The organism is Paenibacillus sp. FSL R5-0473 (assembly GCF_038004565.1).
Taxonomy (GTDB): Bacteria; Bacillota; Bacilli; order Paenibacillales; family Paenibacillaceae; genus Paenibacillus; species Paenibacillus amylolyticus.
In genome coordinates, this window is the sequence record NZ_JBBORL010000001.1 from 6,726,216 (window position 1) to 6,741,464 (window position 15,249).

15 protein-coding genes are annotated in these 15,249 nt (G+C 42.2%); all 15 read left to right on the forward strand.

The annotated features are described in order from the left end of the window. Positions 1–7: 7 nt before the first annotated feature. The 15 genes from MKY28_RS29380 (at position 8) to pcrA (ending at position 15,048) form a co-directional block, all read left to right on the forward strand. Entirely contained in the window at positions 8–943 is a 936-nt protein-coding gene (locus MKY28_RS29380) for a glycosyltransferase family 2 protein (RefSeq protein WP_076254128.1), read from the forward strand. A gap of 99 nt (positions 944–1,042) precedes the next feature. After that, positions 1,043–1,744: a WbqC family protein gene (locus tag MKY28_RS29385; protein WP_076254130.1), complete on the forward strand. Its 702-nt coding sequence runs from the start codon at positions 1,043–1,045 to the stop codon at positions 1,742–1,744. Then, the gene (locus MKY28_RS29390) at positions 1,734–2,099 is read left to right on the forward strand and encodes a DMT family transporter (RefSeq protein WP_076254131.1); all 366 of its coding nucleotides are present in this window, start codon (positions 1,734–1,736) and stop codon (positions 2,097–2,099) included. The genes MKY28_RS29385 and MKY28_RS29390 overlap by 11 nt, the downstream gene beginning before the upstream one ends. Further along, positions 2,096–2,425 (forward strand): EamA family transporter, encoded by a 330-nt coding sequence (locus MKY28_RS29395; RefSeq protein ID WP_076254133.1) that lies wholly within the window; start codon positions 2,096–2,098, stop codon positions 2,423–2,425. Before MKY28_RS29390 ends, MKY28_RS29395 begins: the two co-directional genes overlap by 4 nt. Positions 2,426–2,465: 40 nt before the next feature. After that, a complete protein-coding gene (gene rffA / locus MKY28_RS29400; RefSeq protein WP_076254135.1) occupies positions 2,466–3,593 on the forward strand; it encodes a dTDP-4-amino-4,6-dideoxygalactose transaminase in 1,128 nt (375 codons plus the stop codon). Positions 3,594–3,611: 18 nt separating this feature from the next. Then, a complete protein-coding gene (locus MKY28_RS29405) occupies positions 3,612–4,355 on the forward strand; it encodes a sugar phosphate nucleotidyltransferase (protein WP_076254137.1) in 744 nt (247 codons plus the stop codon). An 18-nt stretch (positions 4,356–4,373) separates the two neighbouring features. Then, positions 4,374–4,928 (forward strand): dTDP-4-dehydrorhamnose 3,5-epimerase, encoded by a 555-nt coding sequence (rfbC, locus tag MKY28_RS29410; protein WP_076254139.1) that lies wholly within the window; start codon positions 4,374–4,376, stop codon positions 4,926–4,928. Positions 4,929–4,952: 24 nt separating this feature from the next. Beyond that, on the forward strand, positions 4,953–5,978 hold the full coding sequence (gene rfbB, locus MKY28_RS29415) for a dTDP-glucose 4,6-dehydratase (RefSeq protein ID WP_076254141.1): 1,026 nt from the start codon (positions 4,953–4,955) through the stop codon (positions 5,976–5,978). Continuing rightward, positions 5,975–6,841, forward strand: a complete 867-nt coding sequence (rfbD, locus tag MKY28_RS29420) for a dTDP-4-dehydrorhamnose reductase (RefSeq protein WP_076254142.1) — start codon at positions 5,975–5,977, stop codon at positions 6,839–6,841. Before rfbB ends, rfbD begins: the two co-directional genes overlap by 4 nt. Before the next feature lie 348 nt (positions 6,842–7,189). Next, a complete protein-coding gene (locus MKY28_RS29425) occupies positions 7,190–7,774 on the forward strand; it encodes a PglD-related sugar-binding protein (RefSeq protein WP_076254144.1) in 585 nt (194 codons plus the stop codon). Between the two features lie 283 nt (positions 7,775–8,057). After that, positions 8,058–9,047, forward strand: a complete 990-nt coding sequence (locus MKY28_RS29430; protein WP_083685081.1) for a glycosyltransferase family 2 protein — start codon at positions 8,058–8,060, stop codon at positions 9,045–9,047. Beyond that, positions 9,044–10,444, forward strand: coding sequence for an undecaprenyl-phosphate glucose phosphotransferase (locus MKY28_RS29435; protein ID WP_340937741.1), 1,401 nt, complete (start codon positions 9,044–9,046; stop codon positions 10,442–10,444). The genes MKY28_RS29430 and MKY28_RS29435 overlap by 4 nt, the downstream gene beginning before the upstream one ends. A gap of 125 nt (positions 10,445–10,569) precedes the next feature. Then, positions 10,570–11,445: a phosphatidylinositol-specific phospholipase C/glycerophosphodiester phosphodiesterase family protein gene (locus tag MKY28_RS29440; protein ID WP_339195764.1), complete on the forward strand. Its 876-nt coding sequence runs from the start codon at positions 10,570–10,572 to the stop codon at positions 11,443–11,445. Positions 11,446–11,560: 115 nt separating this feature from the next. Continuing rightward, a complete protein-coding gene (locus tag MKY28_RS29445; protein WP_340937742.1) occupies positions 11,561–12,256 on the forward strand; it encodes a heptaprenylglyceryl phosphate synthase in 696 nt (231 codons plus the stop codon). Positions 12,257–12,693: 437 nt separating this feature from the next. Beyond that, on the forward strand, positions 12,694–15,048 hold the full coding sequence (pcrA, locus tag MKY28_RS29450) for a DNA helicase PcrA (protein ID WP_340937743.1): 2,355 nt from the start codon (positions 12,694–12,696) through the stop codon (positions 15,046–15,048). Positions 15,049–15,249: the final 201 nt, after the last annotated feature.

Here is a 15,249-nt window from a genome sequence, read left to right on the forward strand (position 1 = left end):
ATCCTAAATGAAAATATCTATTGTTACTACAATGTACCGTTCCGCCGCCTATCTTCCTGAATTTTATTCAAGAATAAAAGGAAATATCACTAAACTTGGATTGTCCCATGAAATTATCATGGTAAATGATGGTTCTCCGGATAACTCACTAGATGTAGCAGTAAAAATTCAACAACAGGATCCTTGTGTGAAAGTAATAGATTTATCTAAAAATTTTGGTCATCATAAGGCCATTTTAAGTGGACTTTCTTATGCTAGAGGTGATTTGATATTTTTGTTGGATTGTGACCTAGAAGAGGAACCCGAGAATCTGGAATTGTTTTATAATGAATGGTTACGGGGTAACGGAGAATACGATGTTATTTACGGGGTACAGCGCGAAAGAGAAGGGACCTTCTATAGAAGGATCGCTGGGGATTTGTTTTATAAGTTCTTTAATTCGATTTCGGATGAAAAAATCCCTAAAAACCCTTGTACGATTCGTATAATGACTAAACGTTATGTGAGTAGTCTATTGGAGTTCAAAGATCAAAACGTTTTCTTGGCAGCGATGTTTGAAAAAGTAGGGTACAGACAGAAGTCTTATGCCATAAAAAAGACTTACAAAGGCTCAAGTTCCTATAATTTAATTAGGAAGTTGACACTCATGATGGATGGGGTTACTTCTTTTAGCAGCAGGCCTCTTCTGCTTATTATGGCAAGTGGTTCTTTAATTGCTTTTTTCTCGTTCGTCTATGCTATATTTTTAGTGTTCCGAAAGGTGTTTTTCCAATCGGTGATAGGTGGATGGACTAGTGTTATGGTTTCTATATGGTTAATGAGTGGTCTTATTATTTTTTCCGTAGGAGTAGTAGGGGTCTATGTATCCAAAATTTTCAATGAGACTAAAGATCGGCCAGTCTCTGTTGTTAGAAAAGTATATGAACAGGGAAGCAAAACGTGATTGGAATTAAAGGATTGTTTATCCAAATATATGGGATTGGTGTAAATGGGGATAAGTGGGCGTGAATGTTTTAAGTATAAAAATAAGTGAGGATGAATTATGAACAAAGTAGCTGTGCTTCAATCGAATTATTTACCGTGGAAAGGCTATTTCGATATCATTAATGATGTGGATACATTCATCTTCTATGACGATGTTCAGTATACAAAAAACGATTGGAGAAATCGCAATAAAGTCAAAAGCACGACGGGTGCTCAGTGGCTTACAATCCCCGTGAATAATTCGAATGATTCCTTGATCTGTGAAGTGATGTTGCCTAATTCGAATTGGAATGTAAAGCACTATAAAACGATAAGTGCGTTGTATTCAAAAGCGCCGTATTTTAAATTGTATAAAGATTTTCTTGAGCATGTTTATTTGGAACAAAAATGGAGCAGTCTATCCGAGCTCAATCAATATTTAATTCGATATATTTCTAAAGATATATTAGGTGTTTCAACAACGTTTAAGGATTCAAGGGAGTTTAGAAGTGAAGGGAAAAAATTAGACAGATTAATGGAACTGCTCCACAAATCTGAAACGGATCTTTACGTTTCAGGGCCCGCTGCCAAGGACTATATTGACGATGCTCGTTTTGAAGAAGAAGGGATTGAGTTAGTATATAAGGATTACAACCATTATCCAGAATACAATCAATTTCACCCTCCTTTTGATCACTATGTCACGATTTTTGATTTGTTATTCCAGACTGGATCGGATGCTTCCTATTATATTTGGGGCTGGAGAGAAAATGAAATTTGAAATAAGAAAAAGCTATCTTTTCCTTTTATTAAGCATAATTTTTCAATCTACTGCTTCCCTTTTTTCAAAGTTTGCAGCAGATACTGTGGGAGAAGGTCATGTGTTACTGGTTTTTACAAATAGTTATTATATATTGTCTGTAGCTTGCTTGTTTTTTCAAGCCATTTTTTGGCAGCGTACATTAAAGGATCTAGACCTGTCCTTTGCATATCCATTAACTGCACTAAACAATATTATTATTGTTGCCTTTAGCTATTTTTTGTTTCATGAAGAAGTTACTTTTAATAATATAATCGGAGTGCTTACTATTATGACAGGCATCATTATCCTAAATATAAAGAGCGAAAAATCATGATTCTATTGGTTAGTGCCTTATTGATTTTAATCAACAGCTTTGCTCAAATTTTGCTGAAGGTAGGTGCAGTAAAAGGAAAGAAGAATAAGGCTATAGTGTCTATTAATCTTCCTATAGTGGCGGGGTATATGCTCTTCTTGATATCGACCGTGTTGTCGGTATATTTGTTGAAATTCATAGCTTTGAAAAATTTCACTATAATCATTGCACTTAACTATGTGGGTACTCTGCTATTTTCATATATTTTCTTAAAAGAGAGGTTTACTAAACAAAAGATTATTGCAAGTTTCTTCATTATTGCCGGGGTAATTATATTTAATTTATGAGGTTGTTTGATGAATTTAAACGATAGGGGCTTTTTTTCTCATGATACTATTTAATGTACCTGGAGTTACTGGTAAAGAACAAGAGTATATCCAGAGAGTTGTTGAAAATCGCCGGTTTTCTGGGGATGGAGAGTTCACCAAATTAAGCAGCCAATGGATGGCATCTAAATTCGATACGATTAAAACATTGTTGACAACTTCTTGTACCCATGCCCTGGAGATGGCGGCTATATTAGCTGATATTAAAGAAGGAGATGAAGTGATTCTTCCTTCTTATACATTTGTTTCAACAGCTAATGCTTTTGCTTTAAGGGGTGCAAACATTGTGTTTGTCGATATTCGTCCAGATACGATGAATATTGATGAAACATTGATCGAGGCTGCGATAACTACACGAACTAAAGCTATAGTTCCCGTTCATTATGCAGGAGTGTCTTGTGAAATGGACACGATTATGGAGATAGCAAAGAAGTATAACCTGCTTGTTATTGAAGATGCAGCACAAGGGGTTATGAGTCGATACAAGGGCAGGTACCTAGGTAGTATTGGGCATTTGGGTTGTTATAGTTTTCATGAGACCAAGAACTACAATTGCGGGGAAGGCGGGGCCTTACTTGTGAATGATTCATCGTTCGTGGAACGAGCAGAAATAATCAGAGAAAAAGGAACAGACCGTTCCCTTTTTTTTAGAGGTCAAGTAGATAAATATACTTGGGTAGATATAGGGTCTTCCTATTTACCCAGCGAAATAAATGCTGCGTTTTTGTACGCTCAATTGCAAATGGCGGACGTTATTAATGACAGTCGCAAAGAGAGCTGGACTAAATATTACACTGGCTTAGAGCAATTACAACAGGAGGAATTAATCAAACTTCCTTTTATCCCCGTTGAATGTGAACATAATGCCCATATGTTTTATATCAAGTGTAAATCGCTGGAGGAAAGAACACGATTAATTCAATTTTTAAAAAGTAAAGAAATTCAAAGCGTTTTTCATTACATTCCGTTACACTCATCAGCTGGTGGCTTACAATTTGGCAGGTTTCATGGAGTGGATAAATTTACAACTTCAGAAAGCGACAAAATCCTAAGACTTCCAATGTATTATAATATAGATGACAATAATATTGGTAAAGTTATTGAAGCAATATATAATTTTTACCATTAATAGAAGGGTGTTTTTAAAATGAAGGGTATAATTCTTGCAGGTGGTACTGGTTCTCGCTTGTACCCCTTAACTAAAGTAACCAATAAGCACTTACTCCCCGTCGGTAAATACCCTATGATTTTTCATTCTGTTTATAAACTTAAATTGGCAGGGATAGAAGATATACTCATCGTCACGGGTAAAGAACATATGGGAGATGTAGTTAATCTACTGGGCAGTGGTAGCGAGATGAATGTTTCTTTTACTTACAAAGTACAGGATGAAGCTGGAGGAATCGCTCAGGCTTTGAATCTGGCTAAACAATTTGTAGCGAGTGAAAAAATGGTTGTCATTCTAGGTGACAATGTATTTGCGGATGATATAGGACCCTTTGTTGAAAATTTTAAAGCTCAAGCTAACGGTGCTAAAATTCTCATACAGGAGGTTAATGATCCAAATCGATTTGGAGTACCTGAAATCCAGGAAGATCGTATTTTATCTATCGAAGAAAAACCCGAAAAACCCAAAAGTAATTTTGCTGTAACAGGGATATATATGTTTGATCACAATGTGTTTGACATTATAAAGACATTAAAACCATCTGGAAGAGGTGAATTGGAGATCACAGATGTTAATAATGCATATATTGAAAAAGGGCAGCTTACATACGATGTCCTTCAAGGTTGGTGGACAGATGCAGGTACGCATGCATCACTGGCTAAAGCCAATGAACTTGCCCAAGATCTAATTTTTAGCGAAGAGTTTGGTAAACTGAAAATTTAAGTCAGGGGGAACCTGCTCATGAAAGTAACTCCTTTGAAGCTGCAAGGAGCCAGTCTACTGGAACCGATGGTTCACGGGGATCATCGTGGTTTTTTTATGGAAAGTTATAATGATCAGCACATGCAGCAGCATGGACTCAACTACCACTTTGTGCAAGATAACCAATCCTTGTCCGCACAGGCTGGCGTATTACGCGGTTTGCACTATCAGCTAAACCCCAAAGCACAGACGAAGCTCATTCGAGTCATTTCTGGAGGAATCTATGATGTAATTGTAGATATTCGTAGAGGTTCGCCAACATTTGGACAGTGGGAAGGGTTTATTCTAAGTGAGCATAACTATCGACAGTTACTTGTACCAAAGGGCTTTGCTCATGGATTTTGTACTCTCGTACCAAACACCCAAGTCTTGTACAAAGTGGACGAATACTATTCCCCGGAAGATGACCGTGGCATATTATGGAATGATCCGGCACTTGGAATAGATTGGCCTATTTCCAATCCTATTTTATCGGTGAAGGACGAGAAACACCCGATTTTGCATGATGCAGAGATCAACTTTAATTTTGGATAGTGAGATACAGGAGGTTTCGATGTTATGAAGCTGTTCGTTACCGGCGGTGCCGGATTTATTGGAAGCAATTTTGTGATGTATATGCTGCAGAGGCACCCGGATTATGAAATTATCAATGTGGACGCCTTGACGTATGCAGGAAATCTAGAAAACCTGAAGAAACTCGAGGGTAATACGCGGCATACCTTTATCAAAGCTGACATTACAGATACTGTCAAGATGGATCTCCTGATCGGTCAAGGCATAGATGTAGTTGTTAACTTTGCTGCGGAATCACATGTGGATCGAAGCATTCTGGAACCAGATGTGTTTGTGCGGACCAATGTGAATGGTACCCTAGCACTGCTAGAAGCAGCCAAAAAACATAACGTCACCAAGTTTGTCCAGGTATCAACGGATGAGGTCTACGGTTCGCTCGGTCCTACAGGTTTGTTTAAGGAGGAGACGCCGCTGCAGCCTAACAGTCCGTATTCGGCGTCCAAAGCAGGTGGAGACCTACTTGTAAGAGCGTATCATGAAACCTTTGAGCTGCCAGTGAACATAACTCGCTGTTCCAACAACTATGGTCCTTACCAGTTTCCTGAAAAGTTGATACCGCTGATGATATCCCGTGCCTTGGCAGATGAGGCCTTGCCTGTATATGGAGACGGCTTGAATATTCGGGATTGGCTCTATGTTGAAGATCATTGTAGTGCTATCGATCTGGTTATCCACCAGGGACGGGATGGTGAGGTGTACAATATTGGCGGCAATAACGAGAGGACCAATGTGCACATTGTAAAAACCATTCTGGAGCAGCTTGGCAAACCAGAGTCTTTGATTAAATATGTACAGGATCGTCCTGGACATGACCGCAGATATGGCATCGATCCGACCAAAATGATGTCCGAGCTCGGCTGGAAGCCGAAGCACACGTTTGAGACAGGTATCAAGGAGACCATTCAATGGTATCTGGACAACAAAGAGTGGTGGATGCGGATACAATCGGGTGTTTACCAACAGTATTACTCCAAACAATACGGCTCTCGCTTGGGAGATGCGAAGCAATGAAGGTACTAGTTACAGGGGCTAGCGGACAACTAGGACGGGATGTAGTGCTGCTTTTGGAAAAGGAGGGACATTCCGTTCTAGCATGCAACCGTGATCAGATGGATATTACTGATCAATCAAAGGTTAATGACGTCATCGTTTCATATGGACCAGAGGTGGTCATCCATTGTGCTGCTTTTACAGCTGTTGATGCTGCTGAAACAGATACAGATAGAGCTTATACGGTGAATGCGGTGGGAACCCGCAATGTTGCCGTAGCGTCAGAAAAGGTAGGAGCGAAGCTCATCTACATCAGTACAGACTATGTCTTTGACGGTAGTTCGAATAAGCCTTATCAGGAGTATGACAATACCAACCCACAAAGCGTATATGGGAAGTCCAAGCGAGCTGGAGAATTACTGGTACAGACGTTGTCGTCAAGATGGTTTATTGTGCGGACATCCTGGGTATACGGACTTCATGGCAATAATTTTGTCGAAACGATGCTGAAGCTTGGTCAAGAAAAGCCCAAACTGCAAGTAGTCGATGACCAAAAAGGATCACCAACGTATACCGTGGATTTGGTTGGGGTACTACTTGAGCTCATGGTGACGGAGAAGTATGGTGTATATCATGCATCCAACAGCGGGGCCTGCACTTGGTATGAGTTCGCGCAAGCAATTTTTGAGGAAGCGCAAGCTGTAGCGGGGATCTGCATTCAAGCAAAATTAGAGCCATGTACAACCGAAAATTTTCCGCGTCCGGCACCACGCCCACGCAACTCAGTGATAGACCATTTGTCTATTCGGACTAACAGTTTTAACGATTTGCGTCCTTGGCGTGAAGGATTGAAAAGTTTTTTGATTTCAAAATTAAAAGATTAAATCCATCATATTTAGTTGGTACTTTGTTTTAGTAGATCCTCCATGCTTTTTCCGAAGAGGTTAAAGTATGGGAGGATATTAATAAATAGCTACCGTAATCTATAGTTTAGTCACCAAACAAAATGGAGTGTAGTGAAAGAACTTTCTATAGTAGTTATCTTACACACCAAGTCTGGCACTGAGTAAAATGGTTTAGTGTTTGGAAGGCCGTGTAGATTGGGCAAATGGCGTAAGCAAGCTGTTAAAAACAATATATCTTATGCACCTTATTTTTAATGTGGTAAGGACCACGTATGAAATTAATAATATGCCAATATGTTATGGGATTTACTGAGGTGGTGGAAGTTGATGAAGGAAAAAAATGTGATTATTTATGGTTCACAAAGTTTTGCCTGTTATGTTAGAGAACTCGTTCTGGAGTGCGGGCATAATTTTATTGGATTTATTGATGATTTCAATGGAGGGACGGAAGTTCTCGGCTCTTTTGAGGATGTTATCAAAAAATATAGTCCAAATGAATATGAAATTGCAATAGCCATTGGATACAACAATTTGGCAGCCAGGTGGGATGTATACGAGAAAATCATCAATCAGGGTTACGAAGTGGTATCGCTGATTCACCCTAGAGCATATGTCAGTAAATCAGCTAGTATTGGAAGGGGAACCATAATTTCTGTTGGTTCAGTTGTAGATTTCAATGTTCAGTTGGGGGAAGCGAACTTTATTTGGCCAGGTGTAATCATAAATCACGATTCAACAATTGGGGATAATAGTTTCTTTTCACCAGGAGTAAACATTTGCGGGTTTGTTCATGTGGGTAGTAATTGTTTCTTAGGGGCCTCCTCTATAATTATTAACGGAAACACTATAGAAGACAATTCCTTTATTAAAGCAGGAACAACATATTACCAAAAAAGGATAGATAATAAATAAAGTAGGCCTTAATGCAATCCGATACATGCATGAATCCGTATTAGATCAAAATTCAGTTGGCAGAGTTAATAATATGACCAACCTTCAAAGATTAAGTGGAGAATGGTTTGTTTATTTTAGTATGATGTGGTAATTGCGATAGATCTCCTTTCCTCTCTTTCAGAATAATATGCTATACTTTCAATAAATAAGTATTAGTATTAGAATTCATAAAAAGGATTTTTATGATTCGTGAATATCAAATTCTGTTGTTACAGCAAAAAATGTCAGGAGTTTTTACACAATGACTGGATTCATAGGTGCTCCGCGGGTAGGATCGGAAATCAGCAACATAGTTCACCCCCCAGACGCCAGCATCATCATCGTCAACTACAACACCCGTCAGCTGACGCTGGATTGTCTGGCTTCAGTGTATGCTACTCACACCTCCTATCGCCTTGAAATCATTGTTATCGATAATGCTTCGCATGATGGCTCAGTGGAAGCTATCCGTGAGGTTTACCCAAGTGTACAATTGATTGCCAATAACCATAACACAGGCTTCGCTGTTGCCAATAATCAAGGAATGGAAGTAGCCAAAGGACGCTATATCCTGCTCCTCAATTCGGACACGGTCGTTCAGCTGGATACGCTGCAAACGATGATCGGATTCATGGATCGCCATCCTGAGATGGGAGCATCTGGCTGCAAAGTCATCCTGCCTGATGGCTCCTTGGATAAGGCTTGTAAGCGTGGATTTCCTACACCATCGGCTTCATTTTATTATGCATTCGGTATTTCTCGTCTTTTCCCTGATCGGCCGAAGTTTAATCAATATCAACTGGGACATTTGAGCCCGGATGATGAATATCCTGTAGACTGTCTTGTCGGTGCGTTCATGCTAGTGCGGCGTGAGACGATTGAGCAGGTTGGCGGGTTGGATGAGACGTTCTTTATGTATGGAGAAGATATTGACTGGTGTTATCGCATCAAAGAAGCGGGATGGGGCATTTTTTATTATCCGCGTACATATATTGTGCACTATAAGGGCGGCAGTGCTCGTCGTAAACCTTTGAAAATAACGTATGAGTTTCATAGAGCGATGTGGGTGTTCCACCGCAAACACTACGCGAAGAAGTACAATCTACTCAAGAATACAGCTGTGTGGGTGGGCATCTCTCTCAAATTTACTTTGTCCCTGCTGCGCAGCAAATTGTCCCTTCCTTCTCGACAAGGGCAGACTGCAACCCGCATGAGAGCGGAGAATGAAGCATCTTCCGAGGTGAACCCATGATTCGGCGTAATCAACGATTTCTAACTCAATTGTATATTGCGGCTGATTTTGGCGTGATTCAGATTTCATTTTTGCTAGCCTGGTGGCTGAAATTTGAGAGTGACCTGTTAACGAACCAAAATCCACTACCTATAGAGAAGTATATGATGTGGAGCTTGGTTTACGCAGTTCTTACCATTATCACAGGACTGATGTCCTCTCTGTATATAGCCAAGCGAAAAAAACGATTTGTAGACGAACTTTGGAAAATCGTCCAGTCTCATGGCATAGCCTTCTTCATGCTAATGAGCCTGATGTTCTTTTTCAAGGAAGTAAACATCTCTCGTGCATATCTTGCCATGTATATGATTGGCAATATATCATTCACACTGATCTATCGCTATATAGTGAAAGTGCAGCTGAAACGCTTGCGTAAAAAAGGCTTCAATCGTCAGTTTGTGCTCATCCTTGGTGCTGGATCACTGGGCAAGCGTTTCTATGACAACCTTAAAAATTATCCCGAACTTGGATATGAAGTAACTGGATTTATGGATGATTATCGTCACTGGGATCAGAGTGAACAGAAAAGATACAAACCCATTCTTGGCCGAATCGATGAACTGGAAGAGTTCTTGTCTATGCATCTTGTTGATGAAGTCATTCTGGCATTACCTCTGGATGCTCATGATAAGTATTCGCATATTATCAATGTGTGTGAGAAGGCAGGGGTCCGGACACTAATCATTCCTGATTTCTTTGATTACTTGCCAGCACGGCCTCATTTCGACAACTTTGCGGGTATGCCCATGATTAATGTCCGTGATATTCCGCTGGATATTGCGGTGAACCGATTGATGAAGCGAACCTTTGACATAGTGTTCTCGCTAGTGGCGATTCTGTTAACTTCTCCGGTAATGCTCGTTGTCGCGGTAGGAGTAAGATTGACTTCTGCAGGACCAGTCATCTTCAAACAAGAGCGAGTAGGACTTAACCGACGCAACTTCATGATGTTCAAATTCCGCTCGATGAAAGTCATTCCTGAGGGCACAATGGACACAGGGTGGTCCACCAAGAATGACCCGCGACGAACGGCTTTTGGAACTTTTATAAGACGCACAAGCCTAGATGAGCTACCTCAATTTTTCAACGTCCTATTAGGCCATATGAGTGTTGTTGGTCCTCGGCCAGAACGTCCATACTACGTGAATCAATTCCGGGATGAAATTCCTAAATATATGATCAAACACCATGTCCGCCCTGGAATCACGGGGCTGGCACAGAGCAAGGGACTACGAGGAGATACCTCAATCGAGGATCGAATTGAACAAGATATCTTTTATATTGAAAACTGGTCTTTATTATTCGATATCAAAATCATATGGGAGACTATTCGCAAAGGCCTTAAAAATGCTTATTGAGATTCATTATTCATTTAATCTTGCATACCACCAATTAACAGCCGCCTTCGGGCGGCTATTTTGTTTTGCACCTCCTCAATTCGGGTAGTTAGCTAACAAAAAGGTACTGAGGATGTGAATGTGATATGAAACGCATTGCCGCCGTGTTAATACTACTGATCGTTACCGTGGGCACACTCTTTTTCGCCTATGAAAGCGAGAGTGAGGAACAACGGGACGGATTTACCGCTTATAGATTAATCGCCCATGCGATGGGCAGCATTCGTGATCAACCATATACCAACGCCTATGAAGCGATGATTGCCAATTACGAGAAAGGCACACGTGTATTTGAGATCGACTTTATGTTAACATCGGATCGCAAAGCCGTAGCCAGACATGAATGGACCGCTAATATGAGCAAAATGCTAGGACAAGACGAAGAGCTTCCGGAGGATAAACAAGCCGGGGCACTGACACATGATGAATTTATGAATACGCCTATTTTAGGCATGTATCAACCCATGGATGCCGATGGCATTATAGATGTACTGGCCGAGTATCCGGATATGTATATCGTAACTGACACCAAGGAACAGAAGGATGAGGATATTCAGCAGGTGTTAAGATCCCTCGTGGATGCAGCCAAAGAACATGATCCATCCGTGCTGGACCGGGTGGTTGTACAGATCTATAACGAACCGATGCTCGAAACGGTGAAAGAAGTCTATGCATTCCCTTCCATTATCTATACGTTATATGCCACACAGGATACAGAAGCTCAGGTTGTTGATTTTGTACAAAAGAATGATATTGATGCCGTGACTATGCCGGAATATAAAGTAAACCAGAATTTCGTCGCCAAGCTGAATAGTGCAGGCTCAGTCACCTACGTGCATACTATCAATGACACTGAACAGGTGGCTAACTATGAGAAATGGGGCGTGTACGGGGTATACTCGGACGTGCTGACGGAGCAGGAACTGGATGAGATGAATACACGTTTTGCCTGGAAACCGTAAAAATACATGTTTTTCTGTTCCCCTTTTTATACGAACATTGACACTCACTGTCTGCTGACTTAGACTTAGTTTACAAGCTTTTTAGGATGCAGAAGAACCTCTGGAGGAATGTTCGTTGATAGACATGATTAAGCAGTGGAGACATGTATTTAAGCTTGACCCGGACCGGGAGATTACGGACGAAGAACTCGATCTGGTCTGCATGTCGGGGACCGATGCAATTATCGTCGGCGGATCTTCCGGAATTACCTATGATAACACGGTAGACCTGATGTCCCGTGTGCGTCGTTATGAGTTGCCATGCGTGCTTGAAGTATCCGACCTAGAGGCTGTTGTTCCCGGCTTTGATGGCTATTTGATCCCAATGGTCCTGAATGCAACGGACAGCAAATGGATGATTGGGCACCACCAGCAAGCCATAGAGCGTTATGGTTATCTTATTCCTTGGGATCTGCTTATTGCTGAGGGTTATATCGTCCTGAATGCAAACTCCACGGTAGCACGGTTGACTGGTGCAGATACGGATCTTACGACAGGAGCTGCGGTGGCATACGCCCAGGCTGCGGAGCGTCTGCTCAATCTTCCAATTGTATACATGGAGTACAGCGGAACGTTCGGAGATATGGAGCTTGTTGGTGAGACACACAGACAATTGGATCGGGCACACCTTATCTACGGCGGCGGAATTGATGATCCGGAGAAAGCCACGCAAGCTGCCCAGGTGGCAGATACTGTCGTGGTAGGTAACATTGTGTACAGCGATTTAACTAAGGCACTTGAGACGGTGTTGGCTGTAAAAGGAACCATTTAATCGGTTTAGTTTACCATTCCCCCATTTTCCCCTTATGATCTGTTAAAATAGAACTTTGCCCTTACTAATTAAAGAAGTTATATGAGCGTAATGTCGTTTACACGAGAACGAAGAGGAGAGAAGTGAGCTGGAGAAACGACATGCTCGTTAAAAGCTTTCTGTAAGAAAGCTAAATCCTAAGCATACTTCTATTACCTGATTTTGTTCTTTTTTTACTAAGAAATTCGTATAGAGGGACTATGTTTACACAGAAACGGAGAGTGCAGAAGCAATCTGAAGAAACGAAGTGTTCGTATTTATCACCGGATTTTCCCTTTCGATAAAGGGAATCAAAAAATCTGGGGATAACGACGATCGGAAGATGATGCTGCAATCGAAGTTCAAGTGTAATGGATAGATCATTTATACCGACCAACCAACGAAAGGAGCATGCATGCATGCAACCTGTAAATATACATGATGCCGTTGCACGGCTTAACACCCCTCAACGGCAAGCCGTCGAGGCGACGGATGGCCCGCTGCTGATTATGGCCGGAGCCGGCTCCGGCAAGACGCGGGTGCTGACACACCGGATTGCCTACCTTATTGCAACACGGAAGGCACCCCCGTGGGGCATTTTAGCGATTACATTTACGAACAAAGCCGCCCGTGAGATGCAAGATCGTATATCCCAACTAGTTGGTGGCTCCCAAGGCCGCGACATATGGGTATCCACGTTCCACTCCATGTGCGTGCGTATTTTGCGCCGTGACATTGAACGTATTGGCTTTACCTCCAACTTCAGTATTTTGGACTCATCGGACCAATTATCTGTAATTCGTAGCTGTATGAAAGATCAGAATATCGATACCAAGAAATTCGAGCCCAAAGCAGTTCAATCCATGATGAGCACGGCCAAGAATGAACTGATCAGTCCGGAGCAATATGAGAAGCAGTCGGGAGACTATTTCGAGGGTATTGTGGCGAAGGTATATAAGATGTATCAGAAAAAGTTAAGAGCCAACAACTCACTTGATTTCGACGATCTCATTATGCAGACCATTCAACTGTTCAAAGAAGTGCCGGAAGTCCTCGACTTTTACCAAAAGAAATTCCAATACATTCACGTGGACGAGTATCAGGATACGAACCGTGCACAGTACATGCTGTGCCGCATGCTCGCTGACAGTCACCATCACATCTGCGTTGTAGGGGATAGTGACCAGTCGATCTATCGCTGGCGTGGGGCGGATATCAGCAATATCCTGAACTTTGAGAAAGATTACCCTGAAGCAAGTACGATTTTGCTGGAGCAGAACTATCGTTCAACTTCCAATATCCTGAATGCAGCGAATGAAGTGATCGGCCTGAATACAGGGCGTAAACCGAAGAAACTGTGGACGGACAAAGAGGGTGGTTCGAAGATCAAGGTGTACCGTGCGGATTCCGAGCATGATGAGGGGTATTTTGTTACCTCTGAGATTAGTAAAAATGTGAAGAACGGCAAATCCTATCAGAACCATGCCATTTTGTACCGTACCAACGCTCAGTCCCGGGTTATAGAGGAAATTCTGATCAAGTCTGATATTCCGTATCAGATTGTCGGCGGCATCAAGTTCTATGATCGTAAAGAGATCAAGGACATTCTGGCGTATCTGCGCCTGTTATCCAACCCCGACGATGATATCAGTCTTACACGGATCATTAATGTACCAAAACGTAGCATTGGTGATACAACAGTAGCGAAGCTCGCGGCTGCGGCAGGGGAGCGTGGAATTTCTATTTTCCGTGTGCTTCAGGTCGTAGATGATCTTGGTTTTGCTGGTCGTACGCGGAATGCGCTGGTGGAGTTCTATGACATGATCGCTGCGTTGCATCAGATGGTAGAGTATCTGTCTGTAACTGAATTGACCGAGAAGATTCTTGAGATGAGCCAATACCGTCTTGAGATGCAAAATGAAAACACACTCGAATCCCGTGCACGGCTGGAGAACATTGAAGAGTTCCTGTCGGTAACGATGGAATTTGAGAAAAATAATGAAGATAAAACGCTCGTGTCGTTCCTCACCGATCTTGCATTGATTGCTGACATCGACAGCATGAACGATGATGAAGAGGATCAGAGCGACGCGGTTACCCTGATGACCATGCACAGCGCCAAAGGTCTGGAGTTCCCGGTTGTCTTTATCGTAGGTATGGAGGAAGGAGTCTTCCCGCATAGCCGTGCCTTTATGGACAATGAAGAGCTGGAGGAAGAACGCCGACTTGCTTATGTAGGGATCACCCGTGCGGAAGAGCAACTTTTCCTGTCTTGTGCACAGATGCGGACGTTGTTTGGACGTACAACAGCGAACCCGCCTTCCCGCTTCCTGGATGAAATTCCGGATGAGCTGAAGGAAGACACCTCCATGGCTCGTGATCGTTACCGCCGTGGCAGTAGCGGAGGAGGCTCATATGGTGGACGTGGGTTAGGCTCTAGTGGAGGAAGTAACTTCGGTGGTGGCACCAAGCTGTTCGATCACCAAAGTAAAAGCGGTTCATCTGCTACCTCATCCACGCCAACTTCGCGTGTGACCACAAGTGTCTCCCGCCCAACATATTCTACGCCATCCTCTGCTTCCAAGCCGGTAGCTTCTGATGGTGAAGCAGGATTCAAGGCAGGAGATAAAGTGCAGCATGGCAAATGGGGGACAGGCACCATTGTTGCGGTCAAAGGGACAGGTAATGATACCGAACTGCAGATTGCCTTCCCGGCTCCGGTGGGTGTGAAACGTTTGCTTGCCGGATTTGCCCCAATTACGAAAGTAGAATAAGAACGAAACCTCCTTTTGCACGATAACAGAGAGAGCAGAAATAACTTGAAGAAGCATAGCGTTCGCCTTTATCCCCGGATTTCCACCTTTTAAAATGGATTAAAAGAAGTCCGGGGATAACAGCGATCAGAAAGTTATTCTGTTATCGGAGTGTCAGTGTGGATATTCATTCATTGAAATTATGTAGTGATATCAACGATG

What these genes read in the sequence shown, in the direction of transcription:
- rfbC (WP_076254139.1), top strand. Translation starts at nt 4,374, where the DNA reads ATGAAAGTAACTCCTTTGAAGCTGCAAGGAGCCAGTCTACTGGAACCG.
- rfbD (WP_076254142.1), top strand. Translation starts at nt 5,975, where the DNA reads ATGAAGGTACTAGTTACAGGGGCTAGCGGACAACTAGGACGGGATGTA.
- rffA (WP_076254135.1), top strand. Translation starts at nt 2,466, where the DNA reads ATGATACTATTTAATGTACCTGGAGTTACTGGTAAAGAACAAGAGTAT.
- pcrA (WP_340937743.1), top strand. Translation starts at nt 12,694, where the DNA reads ATGCAACCTGTAAATATACATGATGCCGTTGCACGGCTTAACACCCCT.
- MKY28_RS29405 (WP_076254137.1), top strand. Translation starts at nt 3,612, where the DNA reads ATGAAGGGTATAATTCTTGCAGGTGGTACTGGTTCTCGCTTGTACCCC.
- MKY28_RS29430 (WP_083685081.1), top strand. Translation starts at nt 8,058, where the DNA reads ATGACTGGATTCATAGGTGCTCCGCGGGTAGGATCGGAAATCAGCAAC.
- MKY28_RS29435 (WP_340937741.1), top strand. Translation starts at nt 9,044, where the DNA reads ATGATTCGGCGTAATCAACGATTTCTAACTCAATTGTATATTGCGGCT.
- MKY28_RS29395 (WP_076254133.1), top strand. Translation starts at nt 2,096, where the DNA reads ATGATTCTATTGGTTAGTGCCTTATTGATTTTAATCAACAGCTTTGCT.
- MKY28_RS29385 (WP_076254130.1), top strand. Translation starts at nt 1,043, where the DNA reads ATGAACAAAGTAGCTGTGCTTCAATCGAATTATTTACCGTGGAAAGGC.
- MKY28_RS29390 (WP_076254131.1), top strand. Translation starts at nt 1,734, where the DNA reads ATGAAATTTGAAATAAGAAAAAGCTATCTTTTCCTTTTATTAAGCATA.
- MKY28_RS29440 (WP_339195764.1), top strand. Translation starts at nt 10,570, where the DNA reads ATGAAACGCATTGCCGCCGTGTTAATACTACTGATCGTTACCGTGGGC.
- MKY28_RS29380 (WP_076254128.1), top strand. Translation starts at nt 8, where the DNA reads ATGAAAATATCTATTGTTACTACAATGTACCGTTCCGCCGCCTATCTT.
- rfbB (WP_076254141.1), top strand. Translation starts at nt 4,953, where the DNA reads ATGAAGCTGTTCGTTACCGGCGGTGCCGGATTTATTGGAAGCAATTTT.
- MKY28_RS29425 (WP_076254144.1), top strand. Translation starts at nt 7,190, where the DNA reads ATGAAGGAAAAAAATGTGATTATTTATGGTTCACAAAGTTTTGCCTGT.